Source organism: Bradyrhizobium algeriense, from assembly GCF_036924595.1.
Classification (GTDB): Bacteria; Pseudomonadota; Alphaproteobacteria; order Rhizobiales; family Xanthobacteraceae; genus Bradyrhizobium; species Bradyrhizobium algeriense.
The window spans coordinates 4,666,506-4,689,726 of sequence record NZ_JAZHRV010000001.1; the positions used below are offsets into that span (position 1 = coordinate 4,666,506).

Consider the following 23,221-nt stretch of genomic DNA (forward strand, 5'->3'; position numbering starts at 1 on the left):
AAATCATTTGTATACGATCATTCGTATACGAATGAATAATCCAGCTTGATCCGATCGTCAAGCCGGGCAGAATGTCCGGCGAAGGCATTGAACCAAAAGGAAAAACCATGGCCCACGATGCACCCCAGGCGACCGGCCCGGGCAAGCTGGTGATCCGCAATATCGGGCTGCTGCTGTCGGGGGCCCTGGAGAAGCCGATCCTGGACGGCGACACGATCGTAGCCGAGAACGGCAAGATCACCGCGATCGGCCGCTTCAAGGACGTCAACACCGAGGGCGCCACCACCGTGGTCGATGCCAACGGCACCACCGTCGCGCCCGGCCTGATCGACAGCCACGTTCATCCCGTCGCCGGCGACTGGACGCCGCGGCAGAATCAGACCAACTGGATCGACAGCTATCTCCATGGCGGCGTCACCACCATGATCTCGGCGGGCGAGGTGCACATGCCCGGCCGTCCCCGCGATGTCGTGGGCCTGAAGGCGATGGCGATTTTTGCGCAGCGCGCATTCTGGACGCTGCGCCCAGGCGGCGTGAAGGTTCATGCCGGCGCGCCGGTCATCGAATGCGAGATGGTGGAAGACGACTTCAAGGAGTTGGCCGCGGCCGGCGTCAAGCTGCTCGGCGAGGTGGGCCTGGGCGGCGTCAAGGACGGCCCGACCGCGCGCAAAATGGTCGGCTGGGCGCGCAAATACGGTATCCAGAGCACGATCCACACCGGCGGGCCGTCAATTCCCGGCTCCGGCCTGATCGACAAGGACGTGGTGCTAGAGGCCGACACCGACGTAGTCGGCCATATCAATGGTGGCCACACGGCCCTGCCCGACGACCAGATCCGCTGCATCTGCGAGGGCTGCAAGCGCGGGCTGGAGCTGGTTCACAACGGCAACGAGCGCTCAGCGCTGTTCACGCTGCGCATCGCGCGCGAGATGGGTGACCTGCATCGCGTCATTCTCGGCACGGACGCACCGGCCGGCTCCGGCGTGCAGCCGCTCGGCATCTTGCGGATGGTGTCGATGCTGTCCTCGCTTGGCGACCTGCCCGCCGAACTCGCCTTCTGCCTTGCGACCGGCAACACCGCGCGCATGCGGGAGCTGGATTGCGGCATCATCGAAGTCGGACGTTCCGCAGATTTCGTCCTGATGGACAAGGCGCAGCATTCGCCCGGCAAGAATATTCTCGAGAGCGTTCAGCTCGGCGACCTCCCCGGCATCGGCATGACCATCATCGACGGCATCGTCCGCACCCAGCGCAGCCGCAATACGCCGCCGGCCGGAAAGGTGCCGGAGATTATCATCGGGCATTGATGTGCACAGGGCGTATCTGAAAAAGTTACGTTAAGCCTCGAAAGTGATGAACGAATTGCCGGCCAGCCCCGACAAAACCGGGCTGCCTTAATGGCAGTCTATTGGCTCTGGTCATCGAGGGATACGTGAAGAATTCGCTGCAAGTCGCCGGCGGGGTCGTCGGTGCGGTCGCAGGCTTTATCGCCACACTGCTGATCCTGGAGCTGGTCGGCTTCGGAAACCGCGCCGACCCCATCACGTCGGGTATTCTGGCGCTGCTGGTGCTCGCGCCGCTTGGCGCGATCGCGGGTCTCGTCCTCGGCACGGCGCTGGCGACGCGGCTGCGCGGCGGAGAAAATACCGGCACACTTCTCCGTAACAGCCTGAAGGCACTTGCCGTTGTCGTCGCGCTCTGCATCGCAGCCGGCACGTCCTACTATGTTTACGCCGTCACGACGGCGACGCCCTGGCTTAATCCGAATGCAGCCAATCCGCTTCTCGTCTTCGAGGTGCGCCTGCCCGCCGGAGCCGCATTGCCGAACTCCGCCCGTGAGATGGCGATCGAACTGCAGACCGACATTAACCGCATGCCGGGTGAGCCCCGCTTCAACCAGTTCCGTAGCGACGGCGACAGGCCGGTGATCGCGGGCGACGTCGAACTGGCGTTCCGCACCGCGCACCGGCAATTGGAGATCAAGGTCAAAGACCAGCCCGACCGGCTTTACCTCATCGGCCTGTCGGCCAAGGCGCCGCACGCTTCGGAGCTTGGACCATGGCGAGCCAACGGCGACGGCAGCGAAATCCGCTATCGCGCCAAATGGCCGGGACGGGATTGAGCTACGCACGCTAGCGTTGAATGAAACCCGCTCGTTCGATGCGGGTAAGCGTGCCACAGTATCCGATCGATACATACCGGTGGTTGGTCGAAATCAGTCCGACCGCTATCAGTGACGGTTCCACGCATTCGTGGCCGTCGCGCGCTCGCTTGCGACATACCCTCAATATGCTACCCTATTGGCCGCTGGAAAGATTGTTTGCCTCACGCTGTCATTTACAGCTCTTGGAACAATCCGAGCCATGGCCCAGATTCGTGACATCAAGTCAGGTCGATTTGGCGCGCCACCGCGCGAACCAATGCCGCGCCGCCTTGCGGCCATCGTGGCAGGCGATATCTCCGGCTACAGCCGCCTGATGCAGATCGACGAAGAAGGCACGCACAACCGTGTCAAGCGCATCGAGCGCGATCTCATCGAACCCAGCATCCTGGAACATCACGGCAGACTCGTTAAAACCACCGGCGACGGGTTCATCGCGATTTTCGATAGTCCTGTCGAAGCCGTCCGCTGCAGCATCGTGATTCAACAAAATCTGGTGGGACGCAACGCGGCACTGCCGAAGCATCATTGGATCGAGTATCGAATTGGCGTCAATCTTGGCGATGTCATCATCGAAACCGACGACGTTTACGGCGACGGCGTCAATATCGCCACGCGGCTTGAAGGCATAGCCCAGCCCGGCGAAGTCTATATCTCCGGCGGCATCTACGAGCAGATAAAGCACAAGCTGGTTTGCGGATACGAGTCGCTCGGTGATCGCCATGTCAAGAACATCACCGACCCGGTGCGGGTCTATCGCGTGCTTCCCGACCCAGCCGCACTGCACGAGAATCGGAGGCGACGCGAAAGGATCCTGGCCCTTCTGCTCGTTCTTGCATTACTGATCATTGCGGGCGGCACTCTCTGGTACATGCTGGGGCAGCCTCGCAAGGCGACAGAACAGGCGTCGGCTCCTGTTTCATCTCCGGCGGAAGCGCCGAAGGCGCCTGCGCCTGCCGCAAAACAACGAGCGACGCCGCAACCCTCGCCTTCCGTTGCGCCAGCTCAACAACAGGCGGCGCCGCCAGCGCCGTCGGCATCTCCCGCCGCTCCCCAGACCCCACCGACGACGCAGGCAGCCGCCTCGGTTCGAGAGCCCGAGATGGTTTCACTTAGGGGTGGCAGCTTCACGATGGGCAGCAACGAAGATCCTTCGGAAAAGCCGGTCCGTCAGGTGACGGTCAAGCCGTTTGCGATGGGGAAATTTCCCGTCTCCGTGCGGGAGTGGAACGCATGCGCCGCTGCAAAGGCATGCGGATTCACGGCGAGCGGAAAGGACGATGCGCCGGTTGCAAACGTGAGTTGGAGCGACGCCAAGCAATATGTCGCGTGGCTTGCGGAAACCACCCGCAAGCCGTATCGGCTGCCGAGCGAAGCCGAATGGGAATATGCAGCGCGCGGCGGCACGCAGACCAAGTTTTGGTGGGGCGATCAGCTTCAGCCCGGCATGGTCAATTGCAAGAACTGCAGCGACATTCCAGCCGTCGATCAGCCGGTCAAGGTCGGCAGCCTGAAGCCAAATCCGTTTGGGCTATTCGATATGGGCGGCGGCGTCGATCAATGGGTCGAAGACTGCTGGCACAGAAATTATCAAGGCGCTCCGGCGGACGGATCAGCGTGGGTCGAGAATGCATGTCCCTCGCACGTGATCCGTTCCGGCTCATGGAGGAAAGACTCAGACTATGCTCGGACGTCAAGCCGCGGCAGCTATGACACCAACGTGCGATATCCCACCCACGGGTTCCGTGTCGCACTATCCCCCTAAGGAGCGTGAGAGGCAGTCATGAAGGTGATGCAGTGGATCGCTCTGTCAGCAGCGCTCACTGGCCTGCCGTTCGCTGCGTGCGCTCAGGGAAAGCCCGCAGCGAAGGATGCCCTTCTCTATTTCGTTTGGCCGCAGAACGGCGCGTCCATCAAAGGTGGATTTTGGTGCCGCTTTGGTCTGCGCAACATGGGCGTGACCCACGCCGGCGATAATTATCCAAACAGCGGCCATCATCATCTTCTGGTCAATGTGAACGAGCCGCTCAATCCGAACGAGCCGATCCCGCAAGACAAGTCACATCTTCATTTTGGGGCGGGTCAGACCGAAGCCCGGATCGAACTTCCACCCGGCAAGTACACGCTTCAGCTAGTGCTCGGCGATGCCGAACACTACCCGCACGTTCCTCCGGTGGTCTCGCAGAAAATTACCATCACGGTCAAATAGGGCAGAACTCTCCGCCGACTTGCATCGCGCATCGCTGCGCTTCGAATTACCTGTTTTGCGTGATCGGCTGATTGGTGGTCCAGTCGAAGGTACCTTGGTCGCGCTCGTCGACGGCGCGCTTCCAGCCCATCTCCTCCGACCGCCGCTTGAAGTTCAGCCCCTCGGGGGAATGCCGGGTAATGCCGTCGAACATGGTCGCGATCATTTGCGTCCCCATCAGCCCCATGTTGTAGAGCGCCTGGTTGACCATCAGCTTCTGCATCATGAGCTGGTTCTGCGGCACCGTCGCCATCCGGTGCGCGAGCGCGTCGACCTCGTCGTCGAGCCTGTCGGCCGGAACGGCTTTCAGCACGAGGCCGAGCGCCGCCGCTTCGACCCCGGTGATCTTGTCGCCGGTGAACAGCATCCGCTTGGCCTTTTCGGCGCCGAGCCGATAGACCCACATGGCGGTGGTCGGACAGCCCCAGACCCGAACCGGCGGATAGCCGATGCGCGCATCCTCCGCCATCACGATCAAGTCGGAGCAGAGTGCGATATCGGAGCCGCCGGCCACCGCAAAACCGTGCACCTTGCAGATCACCGGCCGCTTGGAACGGAACAGGCTCATGAACTTGTTGGTATTGTCGGACATGGCAGCGTAATCCTTCATCGGATCCCACGGCATTTCCTGCGTATAGCGATTGGCCTTGTCGCCGGAGGCGTAGGCCGTCAGGTCATATCCGGCGCAGAACGCTCGGCCCGCCCCCGCAAGCACGATCACATGCGCGCCCGGATCGTTGTCGGCGCGCGCGACCGCGTCCGCCAGCGCGTCCGGCAACTCGTCGTCGATCGCATTCATGACTTCCGGCCGGTTCAGCGTGATGCGGGCGATGCGACCGTCGCGCTCGTAGAGGACTTTGGCCATGTGCGGCTCCCCAGGAAAAAGATCAGATCTTGGCAAAGTCGCCGTGGCGGCCCTTGCCGGCTGCAAAGCGCGCGGCGCCGCTGGCGCCTTCCTTGAAGATGGCTTCGACGCCGTTGGTCCATTCCTGACGCAAGGCTTCGCGAACTGACAAACCATACGTCTCGACCACGGAGCGCCGATCAGCCCGCACCGCCGCTTGCGGAAACCGCGCGATCTCGCGCGCCATCGCTTCCGCCGCGGCGCGGGCGCCACCGCTCTCGACCACCTGCTCGCACATGCCGATGCGCAGCGCTTCGTCCGCCGGCACCTTGCGTCCTGTCAAAATGATTTCCATCGCGCGGCCTTGGCCGACCAGGCGTGCCAGACGCACGCTGCCGCCGTCCAGCAGCGGGATTCCCCAGCGGCGGCAATAGACGCCGAAATAGGCGCTCTCGGCCATCACGCGGATATCGCACCACAGCGCGAGCTCCATGCCGCCGGCCACGGCCGGCCCCTCCACCGCGGCGATCACGGGCTTCGACAATTCCAGCCGCGTCGGTCCTAGCGGACCGCGCGGCGCAGGGTTAGCGCCGGTCGGGAACGCCAGGCCATCGGCGACATGGCGCTGAAAGGCCTCGCGATCGGACAGCGTGCTGGCAAATTTGAGATCCCAGCCGGCGCAGAATGCACCACCCTCGCCCCACAACACGGCGACGCTGGCGGAGCCGTCGGCGTCAAATTCTCTGAAGGCCTGCGCCAGCGCGTCCGCGCTGGCGGGATCCATCGCGTTACGCGCTTCCGCAAACCGGCTGTGGATGACGGTCCACACCGCGCCCTGCTTTTCGATCCGGACCATTTCGCTTACTCCCTTACTGTTTTGATTTGCGTGCGGCCTTCGCGTTCTTCGGCGCCGCAGACGCAAGGCATTGCGCCAGCATCATGCGAAGCAACGTTTGCGCGCCGGTTTGCAGAAAATCCAGCCGGCCCGCGATCTGCAGCACGAGCGCCCCGATCATCTGGCTGGTCAGCAGCGCCACCCACGGCCGAACCTCTGAAGGCTTGAGGCCGCGCACTTCGGTCAGCGGCACCGCGATGCGTTCCAGCACCTTCCAAAGCGCCTGGTTGAGTTCCTCATCCGACGGCTTGCCGACGCCGAGCCGCTTGAGGCCGCGGAACGCATAGAGGCCCAGATTTATCTCGAAGCGATGATCGAGGTAGTAGTTCAGGAAGGCGCCGCAGGCCGCCTCGACCTGCGCTTCCGGCGTCCGCGCTTTAGCCACGGCCTGGGCGACGCAGGCATCGAGCGCCGCCAGCGACTGATTCAGCAGTTCGGCATAGATCGCCTCCTTGCTGTCGAACAGCGGATAGATCGCGCCCGTCGTGCAGCCGGCGCGAACCGCGATGCCGCGCATGGTGGCGCCTTCGAGCCCCTGCTCGGCGAATTCGTCGCGCGCGGCGCGCAGCAGAAGCTCGCGCTTCGCCCCCCTCACGACGTCCGACCAGTCCTTTGCGGCGGTTGCGGGTTTGCTCATGATAACAGTGTTATCAAATCAGTTGCTGTGACGTCAATAGTAACAATGATTTTACAAGGCGCGCCAATATGGCGGCGCACATCAAGTCAACGCTCGATCGATTGCGCGGGGGAAGGAGCGCGGACGACGCAGGGCGTCGTCCTGCAAAATGGTCGCGAGCGGAATGGCGATGATCGAAGCCGCGCTGACGCGGCGCGGATCGGTCGCACCATCGTTATTTTCGCCTGCCGTATTGGGGTGTATGGTCGATTGCGCAAACCCGGCCGGCGGCACTCGCGAGAGGAACTTAACGCGCCGGGTATTTCTTGCTGCTGCATGCCGCTGAGCCGTGTTGCCATTCATCGAGGCAAACAGGGAGGCAGTACGATGAACATTCGGCCCGACCCCACGTTTCACGCTTCGCCAAAGCTTGCCATGGAAGCTCCGCCGGAGAGCTTCGCCTACACCGTGCTGCTCAGCCCGGACTCTTCAAAGCCGGACGCACTCGCAGTCATCGATGTCAATCCGAATTCCCAGAGCTACAGTCAGGTCGTTCACACCGTGACGATGCCGAACAAGGGCGACGAGTTTCACCATTTCGGCTGGAACGCCTGCTCGTCGTCACTATCGCCGCTCACCGGACACGCCTTCCTCGAGCGCCGCTATCTCATCATCCCGGGCATGCGGTCTTCCCGCATCTACATCGTCGATACGAAGCCGGATCCCACCAAGGCGGCGATCCACAAGATCATCGAGCCGGAGGAAATCTTCAAAAAGACCGGATACTCGCGGCCCCACACCGTTCATTGCGGGCCGGAAGGCATTTACGTCTCTACGCTGGGCGGCGGTGGCAAGAACGGTACCGACGGACCGCCCGGCGTTTTCATGATGGATTGCGAGACATTCGAGGTGCTCGGACGGTGGGAGATCGATCGCGGCCCCCAGACAATGCACTATGATTTCTGGTGGAACCTGCCACGCGACTACATGGTGACGAGCGAGTGGGGGTTGCCGCCGCAGTTCGAGAACGGAATCGTGCCGGAGGATCTGCTCTCGAACAAGTACGGTCACCATATTCACTTCTGGGATCTACGGGCCCGGCGAAACGTGCAGACGATCGATCTCGGGGCCAATCATCAGATGGGGCTGGAAGTGCGTCCCGCGCATGATCCGGTTCGCGAGTACGGCTTTCTGGGCACCGTGGTCGACACCACAAATCTCGAAGGCTCGATCTGGACCTGGTGGCGCGAGGGCGGCAAGTTTCACGCCGAGAAGACGGCGACGATCCCGCCCGAGGCAGCGCCGAAGGAGCAATTGCCGCCGCTGCTGCAGGGCTTTGGCGCAGTGCCGCCGCTGGTGACGGACATCGACCTGTCGATGGATGACAAATTCCTCTACGTCGCCTGCTGGGGCACCGGCGAGATGCGTCAATACGATGTCAGAGACCCGCGAAAGCCAAAGCTTGCCGGCTCGGTACACATCGGCGGCATCACGCGCCGCACGCCGCATCCGAACGGCAAGGCCTTTGGAGGCGGTCCGCAGATGGTCGAGATCAGCCGCGACGGCAAGCGGGTGTACTGGACCAACTCGCTGTACTCGACGTGGGACAACCAGTTCTATCCCGATGGTGTCCCGGGCGCCATGGTGATGGCCAATGCGAAGCCGGACGGTGGCCTCGACCTGGCTAGGGATTACTGGGTCAATTTCCCCGACGGATACCGGTCACACCAGGTTCGGCTCGACGGTGGTGACTGTTCGACGGATTCATTCTGCTATCCGTCGGTTTGAATTTGAGTGCAGCCGACTGGACACCTGCCTGGCTCTGGCTGGCTGTCATCGCGAGCGGCCTCTACCATGGCGTCAACCCGGGCATGGGGTGGCCGCTCGCCGTTTCGGCCGGGTTGATGGAGAAGAGTCCGCGGGCGCTAGTGGCCGCGCTTTGGCCACTCACGGCCGGCCACCTGCTCGCGATGCTGCTGGTGATCCTGCCCTTCGCGCTGCTCGTTGCCGTCGTCGAATGGCAGCGCACGATACAGATCGGCGCCAGCCTCCTCGTCATCGCCTTCGGTCTTTACCGGCTTGCCAACCGGCGCCATCCGAGAGTCCTGGCGCGGATATCGCCGGCGCAATTGGGGCTTTGGTCGTTCGCCGTGGCACTCGCCCACGGCGCGGCGCTGATGCTGGTGCCGATCTATCTCGGGCTCTGCCGGGAAACAGAACTCGACAGCGGCCACCAGGCCGCCGGTACTCTCATCAACGCCAATCTCGGCATGGCCGTTCTGGTTGCCATTGTCCACGCCGCCGCGATGGTTGCCGCCGGCGGATGCTGCGCGTGGCTCGCCTACCGCTATCTCGGTCTCAAATTCATATCGCAAAGCTGGTTCAACCTGGATACGACCTGGGCCGTCAGCCTTATTTTGGTCGGCGCTATCGCACTGGCGCTCAATGTCGCCTAGCGCGGCAGCCGCGACCGGCCATTCAACGCAGCTTGTCGAGTAACGCGATCAGTGTCTCGCGCTCCTTCGCATCGAGTGGCGCCAGCGTCTCCCGCGAGATCGCAAGCGCGTTCGGCGCGGCTTTTTCGGCGAGTTGCTGGCCGGCGCGGGTGAGACTCACCAGCAGGCGGCGGCCGTCCTCAGGGTCCGGGCTGGTCTCTGTCAGGCCGCGCGCGGTGAGGCGGTCGATCACGCCCTTGATGGTCGCAACATCCATCGCCGTCAGCCGTCCGAGCAGGTTCTGCGAGCACGGTCCGGTCTCGGTCAGTTTTGCCAGCGCCGCCCATTGCGCCGACGTCAAGTTGATGCCGATCTCGCGGGCGAAGATGGTGGCGTGGCGCTGCCAGACCTGGCGCAGGATGAAGCCGATCTGCTCGTCGAGAATGTAAGACGGCCGCGCAGGCTTGACCGCTCGTTTCGGCGAAACACTCCTCCCCATTTTGCCGCCCCTTCCCTTGCTACCAGCTACAGCGACAGATGCGCGTCCCGGATGTCCGGCCGCGCATCGAGTTCCGCCATCGTGCCGCCGAAGCAGATCTTGCCGCGCTCGATGATGTAGGCGCGGTCCGAAATCAGCCGTGCGAAATGCAGGTTCTGCTCCGACACCACGATGCTGACGCCCTCTCGCTTCATCGCGAGGATGGCTTCGACCATCTGCTCGACGATCTTCGGCGACAATCCCTCCGACGGCTCGTCGAGCAGCACCAGCGACGGATTGCCCATCAGCGTCCGCGCGATGGTCAACATCTGCTGTTCGCCGCCGCTCATGCGCCCGCCAGGGCGGTTGCGCATTTCGCCGAGATTTGGAAACAGCGTGAACAGTTTCTCGCGCGTCCACTGCGGCGCGTTCGGCCGTTTCGGCTGGCGGCCGACTTCGAGGTTTTCCTCGACCGTCAGGTCGGTGAAAATGCGCCGCTCCTCCGGCACATAACCGAGCCCGCCGCGCACGATCGCATGCGTCGGCTCGCGCGAGACGTCCTTGCCTTCGAAGACAATCCGCCCCGAACGATTCTCGACCAGGCCGACGATGGAACGGAACGTGGTCGACTTGCCGGCGCCGTTGCGCCCGAGCAGCGCCACCACCTCGCCCTCGCCGACTTCGAGCGCGATATCGAACAGGATATGCGCCGGGCCATAAAAACTGTTGAGATCGGCGACCTGCAGCTTCATGCGCCGGCTCCCTCGCGGTGACGTGCGTCGTAGACCAGGCCTTCGCCGAGATAGATGGCGCGCACCTGCGGGTTGCCGCGGACCTCTTCCGGCGAGCCTTCGGCGATCAGGCTACCGCGGTTCAGCACCAGGATGCGGTCGGCATGTTCGAACACCACGTCCATGTCGTGCTCGGTGAAGAGCACGCCGATCGATTTTTCGCGGGCGATGCGTGCGGTCAGCCGCATCAACTCGATCCGCTCGCGCGGCGCCATGCCGGCGGTCGGTTCGTCCATCAGCAATAATTTCGGCTGGTTGGCGAGCGCGATGGCAAGCTCCAGCCGCTTCAGATCGCCATAGGCCAGCTCGCCGCACGGACGCCCGGCATAGGCGCCCATGCCGACGAGATCGAGCAGCCGGCCGGCCTCCTCGCGCGCGTAACTCGCGGTCGAGCCCCAGAGATTGAACAATTGCCGTCCATACGACACCAGCGCGACCTGCACGTTCTCGCGCACGGTCATGGTCGGGAACGTCGCGGTGATCTGGAACGTACGCCCGACTCCGAGCCGCCAGATCGCGCGCGGCTTCCGGCCGACCGTCCCCTCGCCGAGCAGCGTGATCCGGCCGCTGTCCGGTGTGTTCTGTCCGTTGAGCATGTCGAAACACGTGCTCTTGCCGGCGCCGTTGGGGCCGATCAGCGCGAGGATTTCGCCCGCGCGCAGTTCGAACGAAACGCTGCGCACGGCATGGACGCCGCCATAGGACTTGCTGAGATTTTGAACCGACAGCAGTGTGGGGACCATGCTCATTCGGCAACCTCTACCCGGGAGGTGGCGAGCGCAGATTTCTTGTCGTCGGAGGATCGCCGGCGATTCCAGATCGCCTCCAGCGTGCCGACGATTCCCTTGGGGAACGCCACCACCATCAGCACGATGAAGCCACCCAGCACCAGCTTGGAGAGATCGGTCTGGCTGACCAGCCAGATGTTCGCCGCCTTGAACACGATGGCGCCGATGACCGCGCCGGAAACCGTCTCGACGCCGCCGAGCAGCACCATGACCAGCGCGTCCACCGACAGCGAGATGCCGAGGCTGTCCGGAAAGACGCTTCCCTTCAGATAGGCGAACAGCGCGCCGCCGATCCCTGCAACCGTCCCTGATATGACGAAGGCCGTCCATTGTACGCGTTTGCCGTTGATGCCGATCGCCTCGCTACGCAGCGGCGAGTCCCGTGTCGCGCGCAGCGCGAAACCGAACGGCGAGAAGACGATCACCCGCAACACCGTCACCGCGAGCGCGGCGATCGCAAGCGACAGCCAGTAAAAACTGGCCGGGCCCGCGGCCCACTTGTCTGGCCAGACGCCCAAAATGCCGTTGTCACCGCCGGTTACCGTGACCCACTGGAACGCGATCGACCAGACGATCTGCGCAAAGGCCAATGTCAGCATCGCGAAATAGACGCCGGATAGTTGCACGGCGAAGAAGCCGAACACGGCTGCACCGAGCAAGCCCAGCAAGGGGCCCAGCAGCAGCGACACGATCATCGGCAGTCCCGCCGCCTTGGCGAGGAACGCAACGCCATAGGCGCCAAGGCCGAAATAGGCCGCATGTCCAAACGAGGCGAGCCCTCCGACCGACATCAGGAAATGCAGGCTTGCGGCAAAGATCACGAAGATCGCAATCTCCGAGCCGACGGTCAGCGCGTAATTTCCTGCGAACAGCGGCAGCATGGCCGCAAGGACCAGCGCGCCGATCGACATCAGCCGCTCGCCCGAGGTCAGCGGTCGCCACGGATTGACGGTCAGCCCCGGCGTGCGGCGTGCGGCGGCCTCCGGCTTGCCGAACAGGCCCCATGGCCGCACGATCAGCACGACCGCCATCACCAGGAATACCAGGATGATGGAGATTTTCGGGAATATGAGAATGCCGAAGGCGTTCAGTTCGGACACCAGCACGGCGGCGACGAAGGCGCCGATGATGCTGCCGAGCCCGCCGATCACCACCACCACGAACACGTCGACGATGATGCGCAGGTCCAGCGCGTGATGCACGGCATCGCGCGGAATCTGCAGCGCGCCGCCGAGCGCTGCGAGAAAGACGCCGAGTGCAAACACGCTGGTGAACAGCCATTTCTGATTGACGCCGAGCGCCGCCACCATGTCGCGGTCCTGCGTTGCCGCGCGCACCAGCACGCCCCAGCGCGTGCGCTGGAACAACAGCCAGAGCACGCCGAGCACGACCGGACTGAGCCCGATCAGGAACAGATCGTAGCTCGGGATATTCTGTCCGAAGAAATCGACCGCGCCCTTGAAGCCGGGCGCGCGGCGGCCGAGCAGATCGTCGGGTCCCCAGATCAGCACCACGATATCCTGGACCATCAAGGTCAGGCCGAAGGTCGCGAGCAACTGGAACAGTTCCGGCGCATGATAGATTCGCCGTAGCAGCACCATCTCGACCAGCACGCCGACCGCGGCGACGACCAGTGCCGCGACGACGATGCCGCCCCAAAAACCGAGCGCGCCGGAGAAACGCTCGGTCAGCGTGAACGCGACATAGGCGCCGAGCATGTAGAACGCGCCATGGGCGAAATTCACGATCCGCGTCACGCCGAAGATGATCGACAACCCCGACGCAACCAGAAACAGCGACGCCGCGCTGGCGAGACCGGTCAGGAACTGAACGAAGTAAAAGGCCATGGGCGGTCCGGGTTGGTGGTCGCTTTACCTCGCCCCGCTTGCGGGGAGAGGTCGGATCGCTCCTGCGATCCGGGTGAGGGGGTACAGGTCTATCGACTTGCATAGGACTCGCGGAGAGAGCCCCTCACCCCAACCCTCTAAGAGCGAGCTTCGCTCGTCTCGACCCCGCGAAGGGCGGGGAGAGGGAGAGAGAAGTTCAATCCTTCGGGCGCAGCTTGGCAACCTCCGCATCACCAGGGAGATAATCCGCCCCCTTGCGATAGACCGAGTCCACCATCACGCCCTTGCCGTCCTTCAGCGCGGTCTTGCCGACATAGGCGCCAAGCGTGGACTGGTGATCGATCTTGCGGAAGGTGATCTCGCCGAACGGCGATGGCATCGACAGGCCTTCGGTCGCGGCAATCAACTTCTCCGGATCGGTCGAGTTGGCCTTCGCAAGGATCGCCGCAGCGGCCTTGATGGTCTGGTAGCCGACGATCGAGCCGAGACGCGGATAGTCGTTGTACTTGGCCTGATAGGCTTTCAGGAACTTGTCATGGTCCGGCGTCTTGATGTCGTACCAGGGGTAACCCGTGACGATCCAGCCCTCGGGCGTCTCGTCCTTGAGCGGATCGAGATATTCCGGCTCGCCGGTGAGGAAGGACACCACCGAGCGTCCCTTGAACAGGCCGCGCGTATTGCCCTCGCGCACGAGTTTTACGAGATCGGCGCCGAAGGTGACATTTAAGATCGCCTCAGGGTTGGCTGATGCAACCGCCTGCACTACCGGGCCGGCGTCGATCTTGCCCTGCGGCGGCCACTGCTCGTCGACCCACTGGATGTCCGGACGCTTCTCCGACATCAGCTTCTTGAACACCGCGACCGCCGACTGGCCGTATTCATAGTTCGGCGCAATCGTCGCCCAGCGCTTGGCCGGCAGTTTGGCGGCTTCTTCCACCAGCATCGCCGCCTGCATGTAGTTGGAAGGACGAAGCCGGAATGTGTAGCGATTGCCCTTGGACCAGGTGATGGCGTCGGTCAAAGGTTCTGCCGCCAGGAAGAATACTTTCTTCTGGTTGGCGAAATCGCTGACGGCCAGACCGATGTTGGAGAGAAACGTGCCGGTCAGCATCGCCACGTTCTCGCTCGAGACCAGTTCGTTGGCCGCGGTCTGCGCGTCTGCCGGCTTGCCGCCGTCATCCTTGGAGATGACGACGAGCTTCTTGCCGTTGATGCCGCCCGCGGCGTTGACTTCCTCGACCGCGAGCTGCCAGCCCTTGCGATAGGGCTCGGTGAAGGCAGGCAACAGCGAATAGCTGTTGATCTCGCCGATCTTGATCTCGCTCTGTGCCATGGCGCTGCCGGCCATGCCGGCAACCGCGATCGCCAAACCTGCTCCAAGTACGTGTCTACGTCGCATCCCTACCTCCAATGTACTGTGAAACTATCTTAAACCGTCTTCGCCTTTGACTTCCGAAACCGTCAGTCCACCGACCCGAGGCAACGGCCTGCCGCTGTCGGTAACCGCAACCGCCACCATGATCTCGTTGGCGCGCGGCGCATCGTTGATCTGCACCTCCATGCCGTCGAAATGGCTGCGCACGAAGGCTGCGTCCTTGTGACCGAGCGGAATATCCAGCGTCGTTCCGGGACCGCTGCGCTTCTTCGACGACGGGATCAGCGCTGCGCCCTTGCTCAAAACTTTCCGCACCGGCGCGCCCATCTTCGGATGCAGGATCGCGGCCGCGTGTTCCAGTTCGCCGTTTTCGCCGACGGCTGCGGCCTTGCCGTAGCTGTGCGCCATGGCGCCGTCGATGCCGAGCGCCGCCACCGCTCTTTTGGAAAGTAGATCGCCGAGCTCCTCACCGATTTCGATCAACGGCGAGAGATCCTCGACGTAGCGGCCTGCAAAGGGATTCTCAATCACGGCGATCGCCGCTGCGCGCCGGGTCGGCGGCGCAACCTTCTGACCCATCTCGAGATGGGTCTCCTCGACCACCGTGACGATCTTGCGAATGATCGCGCCCATTGTCAGCCTCGCTCCCGATCAAACATGCGCTGTTCTTTCCAGTGCGCTTCCATGAAACGCCGGCGGCGCGCCTGCCTTGATCCCTGTTGCACCCACCACGGCCGTCTCGCCTAGTAGACGCAAGGCCGCACCTTCGATCAATCCCGCCGCAAGCAATTGCTGTGCCCGGCTCACCCCTGCCCTCAATGCGTCGTCGATTTCACTCTCCCCGAGCACGCCGACATCGCGGGTAACAAGACGCGCGCCGAGATCGCTATCGGGCTGCAGTTCGTTCGCCGGGCAACGGATGATCGCGGGATGGTCGGGCAGATCGACCGCGTTGGCGATGATCGTGGCGGCGGCATCTGCCTGAGATGCCGTTTTCGCCAGCACGGTGACGGCATCCGCGATCCCCAGCGAAAAACTGCGGCCGTGCCGCCCGCTGGTCGCGACGCCCCGCACCGGATCGTCGGCGTCGATGTCAATCGTTCGCATCAGGCCATGCCGGTCGGGCCGATCCATCAGGCCCACGGTAAACTGCTCGCCGCCGGTGAGATGCAGCGCGATGTCACCGCCATTGTTGACGTAGGCGCGGTCGAGCCGTGCGGCGGCAAGCATCACGCCTAGAATCTCCTCCGCGACGCTCCCTGCCACCGCTGCCATCGGCGTGATGAACTCTTCGGTCGCAAAAGGCACGACAGCCGCATGCATGCGGCGCGCGACGACGCCCTTCAGTGGGCATCGAATCGGATCGGCGGCCATTCGGAGTTCAACCAACTCCTCGCAGAGTTCATCCAGCAGGCCGGTAAAGCGCCGCGCCGCCGCCTCATACGCAGCGCTCACATCGCCTTCCCTGCCCTTCGCCTCGATAACCAGATCGATCGGACCGTCCTGCAAATGCAGCCGCTTGCCGTCAGGAAGAAGCGCGATTTGCCGCAGCCGTTTCATGTGCGCCGTCCCGGGATGTAAGGCATCGGACGGAGCTCGGTGTTATCCCGCAACGACGCCAGCGGGCGCACGTGATCCATGTGCCCGCCGAGCGCGGCGTAATCCGAGAGCCGCAGCGTGAACTCGATCGGCGCCACCAGCGCCGGCGTCGGCACATAGCCGAACGCACCCGCCGGCATCTGCGTGACGTCGACCATGAAGGTGATGCCGCCACCGGGCCAGACATAGACCGGTGCGCCACCGCTGGTGACCCGCGTCAGCGCATCCTTGACCGAGCGCGTCAGCCGCACCGGATTGTCGGTGACGCCGGCACGCAGCGAGCCGCCGGCGCCGCCCATGAACAGCACCGTGCATAGCGCCGGTTCGCAATTTTCCTGGATACGCTCGACGGAGAACCGAAGGTCGGGCGGCATCTGCTTTTCGATCGGCCGCAGCGCTTCATCAAGCTCGTAATAGGCCGCGTGCTCGCCCGTGGTCGAGACCATCAGCATGGTGAGGCCGGGCCGCGCTTCCTTTGGATTGAACGGCCCCAGCACTGACAGCGGATCGGAAATATTGGTGCCGCCCCAGCCGGTGCCGGGATCGGCGACCTGGAAATAACGGCCCGGTGTCGAGCGCCGCCCCTTCATCTTGATCCCGGTATCGGGAATATCGAGCAGCTTGCCGGCCTGGTGTTCCGAGAGAACGCCGGTGATGTGATCGTCCACGACCACGACTTCATCGACCTTGCCATGCCATTGCTTGGCGAACATGCCGATCGTCGCCGAGCCGCAGCCCACCCGCATGCGCTCTTCGGCAACCCCATTGACGATGGGGGGATAACCGGCCTGCACCACGACGGTAGCGCCGCCATCGATCGTCAGTTCCACCGGCTTGCAGTTGGAGAGGTCCATTAGCGCGTCGCAGGTGACACGGCCTTCCTTCTTGGAGCCGCCGGTCAGATGATGCACGCCACCGAGGGAGAGCATCTGCGAGCCGTATTCGCTGGTCGTCAGATGGCCGATCGCCTCGCCTTGCGCACGGACCGTCGCCGTCTCCGGGCCGAGATAGCGGTCAGTGTCGATCTTCACCTTGACGCCGCAATAGCTGAAGATGCCCTCGGTCACGACGGTGACCATGTCGACGCCATCGATCTCCGAGGACACGATAAAGGGCGCGGGCTTGTAATCCGGGTATGTGGTGCCGGCGCCGATGGCGGTCACGAACACGTTCGGTTCGAGGACGATCTTGCCATCCCAATCGCCGCCGCCGGCCTGGAACGGCACCAACCGTCCGCCATGCGATACCGTCTGTTCCAGCACGATATGCGGATCGACGCGCACCAGTTCACCGTTGTGATTGGCATAGCGATCGCACGCGCCGGCCGCGCCCGGTTTGATGTAGCACATCACCGGACAGGCATCGCAGCGGATCTTGTCGCCACCGGCGACGGTCGCATCGGTCATGAACAAGCCTGCAGTCGAGAAGGCGCCGATCGGAGCCGCTTCCTCACGGCCCGATCACTTTGTTCGTATACGAATGATGTTGCGCGCGGACGGAAACGCTGTCAAGCGGGCCCTGCCGCGAAAGGCCCGACTTGCCGCATAATACCTCATTTGCCTCGCCGCTCTGTTCATAAAGTGAGCAGCGCACCGCAGCGCGGGATCGTGCGGCTTGCACGTTTGTACACAAACGGTATCTTTCAGCAGCGTCCAGGGCGTAGTTTGCAGCGCAACGAAGGCTTAGGAGAGCATGACGCAGAGCACGATGCGCCTGACCGTCAACGGCAAGACCAGCGATGTCGACGCCGCGCCCGACACCGCATTGCTTTACGTCCTGCGCAACGACCTCGCCTTGAACGGACCGAAATATGGCTGCGGTCTCGGCGAATGCGGCGCCTGCGCGGTGCTGATCGACGGCGTCGCCGCGCGCTCCTGCGTGATCCCGATCGAGGGCTGCACCGGGCGCGACATCGTGACGCTCGAAGGTCTCGGCACGCGCGAGCATCCCGATCCCGTGCAGCAGGCCTTCATCCGCGAACAGGCTGCGCAATGCGGCTACTGCCTCAACGGCATGATCATAGCGACCAAGGCCTTGTTGTTGCGTTCCCCTCACCCGTCGGACGATGAAGTGCTGGAAGCGCTCCGCCATCATCTCTGCCGCTGCGGTGCGCATGTCGAGATCATGCGTGCGGCGATGCGGGCCGCAGGCCGTGCCGTTGAGGCGCAGGCGTGATGACGGCTCCCGACACGACCGAGGATCGCGAACGTCTGCAGGGAACGCTGTCCGTCGTTCGTCCCGCCTCCCCCGTCGAAGCCGTCAAGTTCGAGACCTTCATCAGGATCACCGCCGACGGATCGGTCACCGCCTATAACGGCCATGTCGATCTCGGCACCGGCATTCGCACCGCGCTCGGACAGATCGTCGCGGAGGAACTCGACGTGTCCTTTGCGCGCGTCGTCGTCGTGCTGGGCGATACGTCGCTGGTGCCCAATCAAGGCGCGACGATCGCGAGCGAAACGATCCAGATCACCGCCGTGCCGCTGCGCAAGGCCGCTGCGCAGGCACGGCAGTTCCTGATCGCACGTGCGGCGGAGCGGCTGGAGCTTCCGGTCGAAGGACTCGTCATCGAGGACGGCCTGGTCCGCGGCAAGGACAACCGCAGCGTCAGCTATGGCGAACTGATTGCGGGCGAGACCATCCAGCTTGAACTGGCCGATGATGTTCCCGTGAAGTCTGTTGATGCCTACAACATTGTCGGCCAATCCGTGCCGCGCGTCGATCTGCCGGCGAAGGCAACCGGCGAATTGGTCTACGTTCACGACATGCGCGTGCCCGGCATGCTGCATGGCCGCGTCGTTCGTCCACCCTATGCCGGCGTCGATGTCGGTGATTTCATCGGCAACAGCCTGATCGCGGTCGACGAGTCCTCCGTGCGCGACATCCCCGGACTTGTCGCCGTTGTGAGGATCGGCGACTTCGTCGGCGTCGTCGCCGAGCGCGAGGAAAATGCGATCAAGGCCGCAGCGCAGTTGAAGGTTTCCTGGAAGCCGGTGCCGACGCTGCCCGACCTGCAGGACATCGAGACCGCGCTGCGTGCCAATCCGTCGACGCCGCGGACACTGATCGACAAGGGCAATGTCGACGCGGCGATTGCCGGTGCGGCGAAGCCGATGCCGCGAACCTACATCTGGCCGTACCAGATGCACGCTTCGATCGGCCCTTCCTGCGCGGTTGCCGATTATCAGGAGGATCTGACGCGGGTCTGGTCCGGCACGCAGAACCCGCACCATCTGCGCACCGAGCTGGCACGGCTGATCCATCGCCGCGAAGCCGAGATCGAGGTGATCCGGATGGAGGCCGCCGGCTGCTACGGCCGCAACTGCGCCGATGACGTTTCTGCCGACGCAGTGCTGCTGTCGCGCGCCGTCGGCCGGCCCGTTCGCGTGCAATTGACGCGTGAGCAGGAACATGCGTGGGAGCCAAAGGGCACCGCACAGTTGATGGATGTCAATGGCGGGTTGAACGCCGACGGCAGCGTCGCCGGTTATGATTTTGCCACGCGCTATCCATCGAACGGCGCACCGACGCTGGCGCTGCTGCTGACCGGTACCATCCCGCACACGCCGGCGATCTTCGAGATGGGCGACCGCACCGCGATCCCGCCCTACGATTACGACAATCTGCGCGTGGTGGCCAACGACATGCCGCCGATCGTGCGCGCCTCCTGGCTGCGCGGCGTCTCGGCGCTGCCGAACACTTTTGCGCATGAATCCTGGATCGACGAATGCGCCGATGAAGCCGGCGTCGACCCGATCGAGTACCGCCTGCGCTATCTGAAGGACCCGCGCGCGATCGATCTCGTCAATGCGGTCGCCGAGCGCGCCGGCTGGAAGCCACGGCCGGTACGGCGGGAACCGGAAGCCGAAGGCGACATCGTTCGTGGGCGCGGCTTTGCCTACGCTCTCTATGTGCACAGCAAGTTTCCGGGCTATGGCGCGGCGTGGTCGGCGTGGATCGCCGATGTCGCCGTCAACAAGGCGACCGGCGATGTCAGCGTGACGCGCGTCGTGGCGGGACAGGACTCCGGCCTGATGATCAACCCGGAAGGCGTGCGCCACCAGATCCACGGCAACGTCATCCAGTCGACCAGCCGCGCGCTGATGGAGGAAGTGTCGTTCGATCGCACGTCGGTGACGGCGCGAGAATGGGGCGCCTACCCCATCATCAAATTCCCGGAGGTGCCCGAGATCGACGTGTTGATGCTGCCGCGGCAGGACCAGCCGCCGCTCGGCGTCGGTGAGTCCGCCTCCGTCCCCAGCGCGGCTGCCATCGCCAACGCCATCTTTGATGCGACGGGTGTGCGCTTTCGCGAATTGCCGTTCACGCCGGAACGTATCTTGCGGCGATTGCACGGCGAGGAACAGCATGCACCGGAAGCGTTGCCGTCGCCGACATCCGCGCCGCAGCCCGACCTGAACAGGTGGCAAAATCCTTTTGCCGGACGCCGCGGCGTGTTCGCGACAGCCGCAGCCCTGTGCGCCGCCGCGATCGGTATCGGCGCCGCCGTCTTGCCGTGGCGCGCGATCGCGCCGATCGCGCGGCCCGATGCCTCGGTCTATTCGGCCGCGACCATCGCCCGCGGCCAGCAACTCGCCGCCCTCGGTGACTGCGCGGTCTGCCACACCTCGGCGAACGGTATCCTCAACGCCGGTGGCAAGCCGTTGCCTACGCCTTTCGGTACGATCTATTCGACCAACATTACGCCCGATGTCGAAACCGGAATCGGCGCGTGGTCCTATCCCGCCTTCGAGCGCGCGATGCGGGAGGGAATCCATCGCGACGGCCGGCATCTCTATCCGGCATTTCCCTACACGCATTTCGCCAGGACCACTGACGCCGACATGCAGGCGCTCTACGCCTATCTAATGGCGCAGCCGGCGGTGCGCGCGGAGGCGCCGCAGAATGCGCTGGCGTTACCGTTCAACGTTCGTCCGCTGATGGCGGGGTGGAACGCGCTGTTCCACAAACCGACTCTATTCCAGGCCGACCCGACGAGATCCGAGATATGGAATCGCGGGGCCTATCTCGTCGAAGGCCTCGGCCATTGCAGCGCCTGCCATTCGCCGCGCAATGCACTGGGCGCGGAGAGGGCGAACGCCTATCTCGCCGGCGGATTTGCGGAAGGCTGGGAAGCTCCTGCGCTGACGTCGCTGTCGCAGGCGCCGATCCCGTGGAGTGAGGGTGAACTTTACGCTTACCTGCGAACCGGCGAGTCGCGGCTTCACGGCGTCGCCGCCGGGCCGATGGCGCCCGTCGTAAAGGAGCTCACAGCACTTCCAGATTCCGATATCCGCGCCATGTCGGTCTATCTCGCTTCGTTCAATGAGACCTCCATGGATCCCGCGGCGCAGCAAGCGCTCGCCGCGAGACTGGAATCCTCGACCGGCACGCGCGCGTCGGCAGCCTCCAGCACCGGCGCCCGGCTCTATCAGGGCGCCTGCGCGGTGTGCCACGAAGTCGGCGGCGCGCCGCTGTTCGGCAGCCGGCCGTCGCTGGCGCTGAACAGCAATCTGCAGAGCGCCGTGCCTGATAATCTGATCCAGCTCATCCTGCATGGCATCGCCAAGCCGGCCGCAACCGACCTCGGCTATATGCCGGCCTTCAAGGACAGCCTGACCGACGGCCAGATCGCGGAACTGGCCGCTTATCTGCGGCGGCAATTCGCCCCGGACAAGCCTGCCTGGACCGGTATCCAGGCGGCAGTCGGACGGATTCGGCAGGAATAGCGCGCTGAGCTGCCATGCCGCCGCCAAAACCCACTGGTTGGGCGGCCCCTGGCACGGTAGAGTTCCGCCATGGCAGTTACCGACATTGCATCCCGAACCTATAACCATGGCTGGCGGCTCGACCCGATCGTGCGCAGCCTGCTCGACACAGATTTTTACAAGCTTTTGATGCTGCAGATGATCCGCGAATTCTATCCGGATCAGCGCGTTACCTTTTCGGTCATCAACCGCACGAAGCAGGTCCGCCTTGCCGAGATCATCGACGAGGGCGAACTGCGCGCGCAGCTCGATCATGCCCGCACCATCCGCTTCACCAAGAAGGAACTGATCTGGCTCGCGGGTAATACGTTCTACGGCAAGACCCAGATGTTCTCGCCCGACTTCATCAACTGGCTCGCCAGCTTTCGCCTGCCCGAATACGAATTGAACAAGGTCGACGGCCAGTACGAACTGCACTTCCATGGGCCGTGGACCCACACCACGATGTGGGAGATCCCGGCGCTTGCGATCATGAACGAGCTGCGTTCGCGACAGGCGACCAAGGGACAGGGACGCTTCGTGCTCGACGTGCTCTATGCCCGCGCCAAGGCCAAGCTGTGGTCCAAGGTCGAACGGTTGCGCAAGCTCGAAGGCTTGCGGCTGTCGGACTTCGGCACCCGCCGTCGCCACGGCCATCTCTGGCAGCGCTGGTGCGTCGAGGCGGTCAAGGAGGGACTCGGGCCTTCGTTCACCGGCACCTCGAACGTGCTGCTGGCGATGGACAACGATCTCGAAGCGATCGGAACCAACGCGCATGAATTGCCGATGGTCGCAGCCGCGCTCGCCAATTCCGACGAGGAATTGCGCTGGGCGCCCTATCGCATCCTCGATCAGTGGCGACACACCTATGGCGGCAATCTTTTGATTGCGCTGCCCGACGCCTTCGGCACCAAGGTGTTTTTGCGCGACGCGCCGGACTGGCTCGCCGACTGGACCGGCTTTCGCCCGGACAGCGCGCCGCCGATCACGGCCGGCGAGGAGATCATCAAGTGGTGGAAGCAGAAGGGCCGCGATCCCAGGGAGAAGCTGCTGGTTTTCTCCGACGGCATGGACGTCGACTCGATCGAGGAGACCTATCGCCATTTCGCGGGACGCGTCCGTATCTCGTTCGGCTGGGGCACCAACCTGACCAATGATTTCGTCGGCTGCGCGCCCGATGGTTCCGCCGATCTCGATCCAATCTCGCTGGTCTGCAAGGTGACCTCGGTCGATGGACGGCCGGCGGTCAAGCTGTCCGACAATCCCGAGAAGGCGACCGGCTCCGCGTCCGAGGTCGAGCGTTATCTGCGCGTGTTCGGGAATGCCGGCCGCGTCCGCACTCCCGTGCACGTCTGAACCCGCAAATATCAATTTCCAGCCACCTATCGACTTGACGA

21 protein-coding genes are annotated in these 23,221 nt (G+C 63.7%); 9 read left to right on the forward strand and 12 right to left on the reverse strand.

Going from position 1 to position 23,221, the window contains the following annotated elements; translation table 11 throughout:
• Positions 1-107 precede the first annotated feature (107 nt).
• The 4 genes from V1286_RS22585 to V1286_RS22600 all read left to right on the forward strand — a co-directional run bounded on the left by V1286_RS22585 (position 108) and on the right by V1286_RS22600 (position 4,370).
• Entirely contained in the window at positions 108-1,307 is a 1,200-nt protein-coding gene (locus V1286_RS22585; protein ID WP_108514624.1) for an amidohydrolase family protein, read from the forward strand.
• 125 nt (positions 1,308-1,432) lie between these two features.
• On the forward strand, positions 1,433-2,122 hold the full coding sequence (locus V1286_RS22590; RefSeq protein WP_334482814.1) for a hypothetical protein: 690 nt from the start codon (positions 1,433-1,435) through the stop codon (positions 2,120-2,122).
• A gap of 241 nt (positions 2,123-2,363) precedes the next feature.
• Positions 2,364-3,926, forward strand: coding sequence for an SUMF1/EgtB/PvdO family nonheme iron enzyme (locus V1286_RS22595; RefSeq protein ID WP_334489827.1), 1,563 nt, complete (start codon positions 2,364-2,366; stop codon positions 3,924-3,926).
• Between the two features lie 18 nt (positions 3,927-3,944).
• Positions 3,945-4,370: a DUF4399 domain-containing protein gene (locus V1286_RS22600; RefSeq protein ID WP_334482816.1), complete on the forward strand. Its 426-nt coding sequence runs from the start codon at positions 3,945-3,947 to the stop codon at positions 4,368-4,370.
• A gap of 46 nt (positions 4,371-4,416) precedes the next feature.
• Here V1286_RS22600 and V1286_RS22605 read toward each other — a convergent pair whose 3' ends face one another.
• From V1286_RS22605 to V1286_RS22620, 4 genes are all read right to left on the reverse strand, one after another.
• Complete coding sequence (locus tag V1286_RS22605) at positions 4,417-5,274, reverse strand: crotonase/enoyl-CoA hydratase family protein (RefSeq protein ID WP_334482819.1); 858 nt, start codon at positions 5,272-5,274, stop codon at positions 4,417-4,419.
• Positions 5,275-5,296: 22 nt separating this feature from the next.
• Complete coding sequence (locus tag V1286_RS22610; RefSeq protein WP_334482821.1) at positions 5,297-6,109, reverse strand: crotonase/enoyl-CoA hydratase family protein; 813 nt, start codon at positions 6,107-6,109, stop codon at positions 5,297-5,299.
• Positions 6,110-6,122: 13 nt separating this feature from the next.
• The gene (locus tag V1286_RS22615) at positions 6,123-6,785 is read right to left on the reverse strand and encodes a TetR/AcrR family transcriptional regulator (protein WP_334482824.1); all 663 of its coding nucleotides are present in this window, start codon (positions 6,783-6,785) and stop codon (positions 6,123-6,125) included.
• Positions 6,786-6,866: 81 nt separating this feature from the next.
• A complete protein-coding gene (locus V1286_RS22620; RefSeq protein WP_334482827.1) occupies positions 6,867-7,127 on the reverse strand; it encodes a hypothetical protein in 261 nt (86 codons plus the stop codon).
• 24 nt (positions 7,128-7,151) lie between these two features.
• On the opposite strand from V1286_RS22620, the gene V1286_RS22625 reads away from it, so the two are divergent.
• Both V1286_RS22625 and V1286_RS22630 read left to right on the forward strand, forming a co-directional pair.
• Positions 7,152-8,552, forward strand: coding sequence for a selenium-binding protein SBP56-related protein (locus V1286_RS22625; protein ID WP_334482829.1), 1,401 nt, complete (start codon positions 7,152-7,154; stop codon positions 8,550-8,552).
• A gap of 2 nt (positions 8,553-8,554) precedes the next feature.
• On the forward strand, positions 8,555-9,220 hold the full coding sequence (locus V1286_RS22630; RefSeq protein WP_334482832.1) for a hypothetical protein: 666 nt from the start codon (positions 8,555-8,557) through the stop codon (positions 9,218-9,220).
• A gap of 22 nt (positions 9,221-9,242) precedes the next feature.
• On the opposite strand, the gene V1286_RS22635 is transcribed toward V1286_RS22630, so the two are convergent.
• The 8 genes from V1286_RS22635 to V1286_RS22670 all read right to left on the reverse strand — a co-directional run bounded on the left by V1286_RS22635 (position 9,243) and on the right by V1286_RS22670 (position 17,483).
• On the reverse strand, positions 9,243-9,698 hold the full coding sequence (locus V1286_RS22635; RefSeq protein ID WP_334482835.1) for a MarR family winged helix-turn-helix transcriptional regulator: 456 nt from the start codon (positions 9,696-9,698) through the stop codon (positions 9,243-9,245).
• 26 nt (positions 9,699-9,724) lie between these two features.
• Entirely contained in the window at positions 9,725-10,429 is a 705-nt protein-coding gene (locus V1286_RS22640; RefSeq protein ID WP_212418956.1) for an ABC transporter ATP-binding protein, read from the reverse strand.
• Complete coding sequence (locus V1286_RS22645; RefSeq protein ID WP_334482839.1) at positions 10,426-11,217, reverse strand: ABC transporter ATP-binding protein; 792 nt, start codon at positions 11,215-11,217, stop codon at positions 10,426-10,428. The genes V1286_RS22640 and V1286_RS22645 overlap by 4 nt, the downstream gene beginning before the upstream one ends.
• Positions 11,214-13,103: an ABC transporter permease gene (locus tag V1286_RS22650; protein WP_334482842.1), complete on the reverse strand. Its 1,890-nt coding sequence runs from the start codon at positions 13,101-13,103 to the stop codon at positions 11,214-11,216. Before V1286_RS22650 ends, V1286_RS22645 begins: the two co-directional genes overlap by 4 nt.
• 196 nt (positions 13,104-13,299) lie before the next feature.
• Positions 13,300-14,502 carry an ABC transporter substrate-binding protein gene (locus V1286_RS22655; RefSeq protein ID WP_334482844.1) on the reverse strand — a complete coding sequence of 401 codons (1,203 nt, stop codon included), beginning with the start codon at positions 14,500-14,502 and terminating at the stop codon, positions 13,300-13,302.
• A 24-nt stretch (positions 14,503-14,526) separates the two neighbouring features.
• The gene (locus V1286_RS22660) at positions 14,527-15,111 is read right to left on the reverse strand and encodes an amino acid synthesis family protein (RefSeq protein ID WP_334482846.1); all 585 of its coding nucleotides are present in this window, start codon (positions 15,109-15,111) and stop codon (positions 14,527-14,529) included.
• 18 nt (positions 15,112-15,129) lie between these two features.
• Complete coding sequence (locus V1286_RS22665; RefSeq protein ID WP_334482848.1) at positions 15,130-16,038, reverse strand: UPF0280 family protein; 909 nt, start codon at positions 16,036-16,038, stop codon at positions 15,130-15,132.
• The gene (locus V1286_RS22670; RefSeq protein WP_334482851.1) at positions 16,035-17,483 is read right to left on the reverse strand and encodes a 6-hydroxynicotinate reductase; all 1,449 of its coding nucleotides are present in this window, start codon (positions 17,481-17,483) and stop codon (positions 16,035-16,037) included. Before V1286_RS22670 ends, V1286_RS22665 begins: the two co-directional genes overlap by 4 nt.
• Before the next feature lie 286 nt (positions 17,484-17,769).
• On the opposite strand from V1286_RS22670, the gene V1286_RS22675 reads away from it, so the two are divergent.
• The 3 genes from V1286_RS22675 (at position 17,770) to pncB (ending at position 23,180) form a co-directional block, all read left to right on the forward strand.
• Positions 17,770-18,252, forward strand: a complete 483-nt coding sequence (locus V1286_RS22675) for a (2Fe-2S)-binding protein (RefSeq protein WP_334482854.1) — start codon at positions 17,770-17,772, stop codon at positions 18,250-18,252.
• Positions 18,252-21,806 (forward strand): molybdopterin cofactor-binding domain-containing protein, encoded by a 3,555-nt coding sequence (locus tag V1286_RS22680; RefSeq protein ID WP_334482857.1) that lies wholly within the window; start codon positions 18,252-18,254, stop codon positions 21,804-21,806. Before V1286_RS22675 ends, V1286_RS22680 begins: the two co-directional genes overlap by 1 nt.
• A 69-nt stretch (positions 21,807-21,875) precedes the next feature.
• On the forward strand, positions 21,876-23,180 hold the full coding sequence (pncB, locus tag V1286_RS22685) for a nicotinate phosphoribosyltransferase (protein WP_108514656.1): 1,305 nt from the start codon (positions 21,876-21,878) through the stop codon (positions 23,178-23,180).
• The last annotated feature ends 41 nt before the right edge of the window (positions 23,181-23,221 follow it).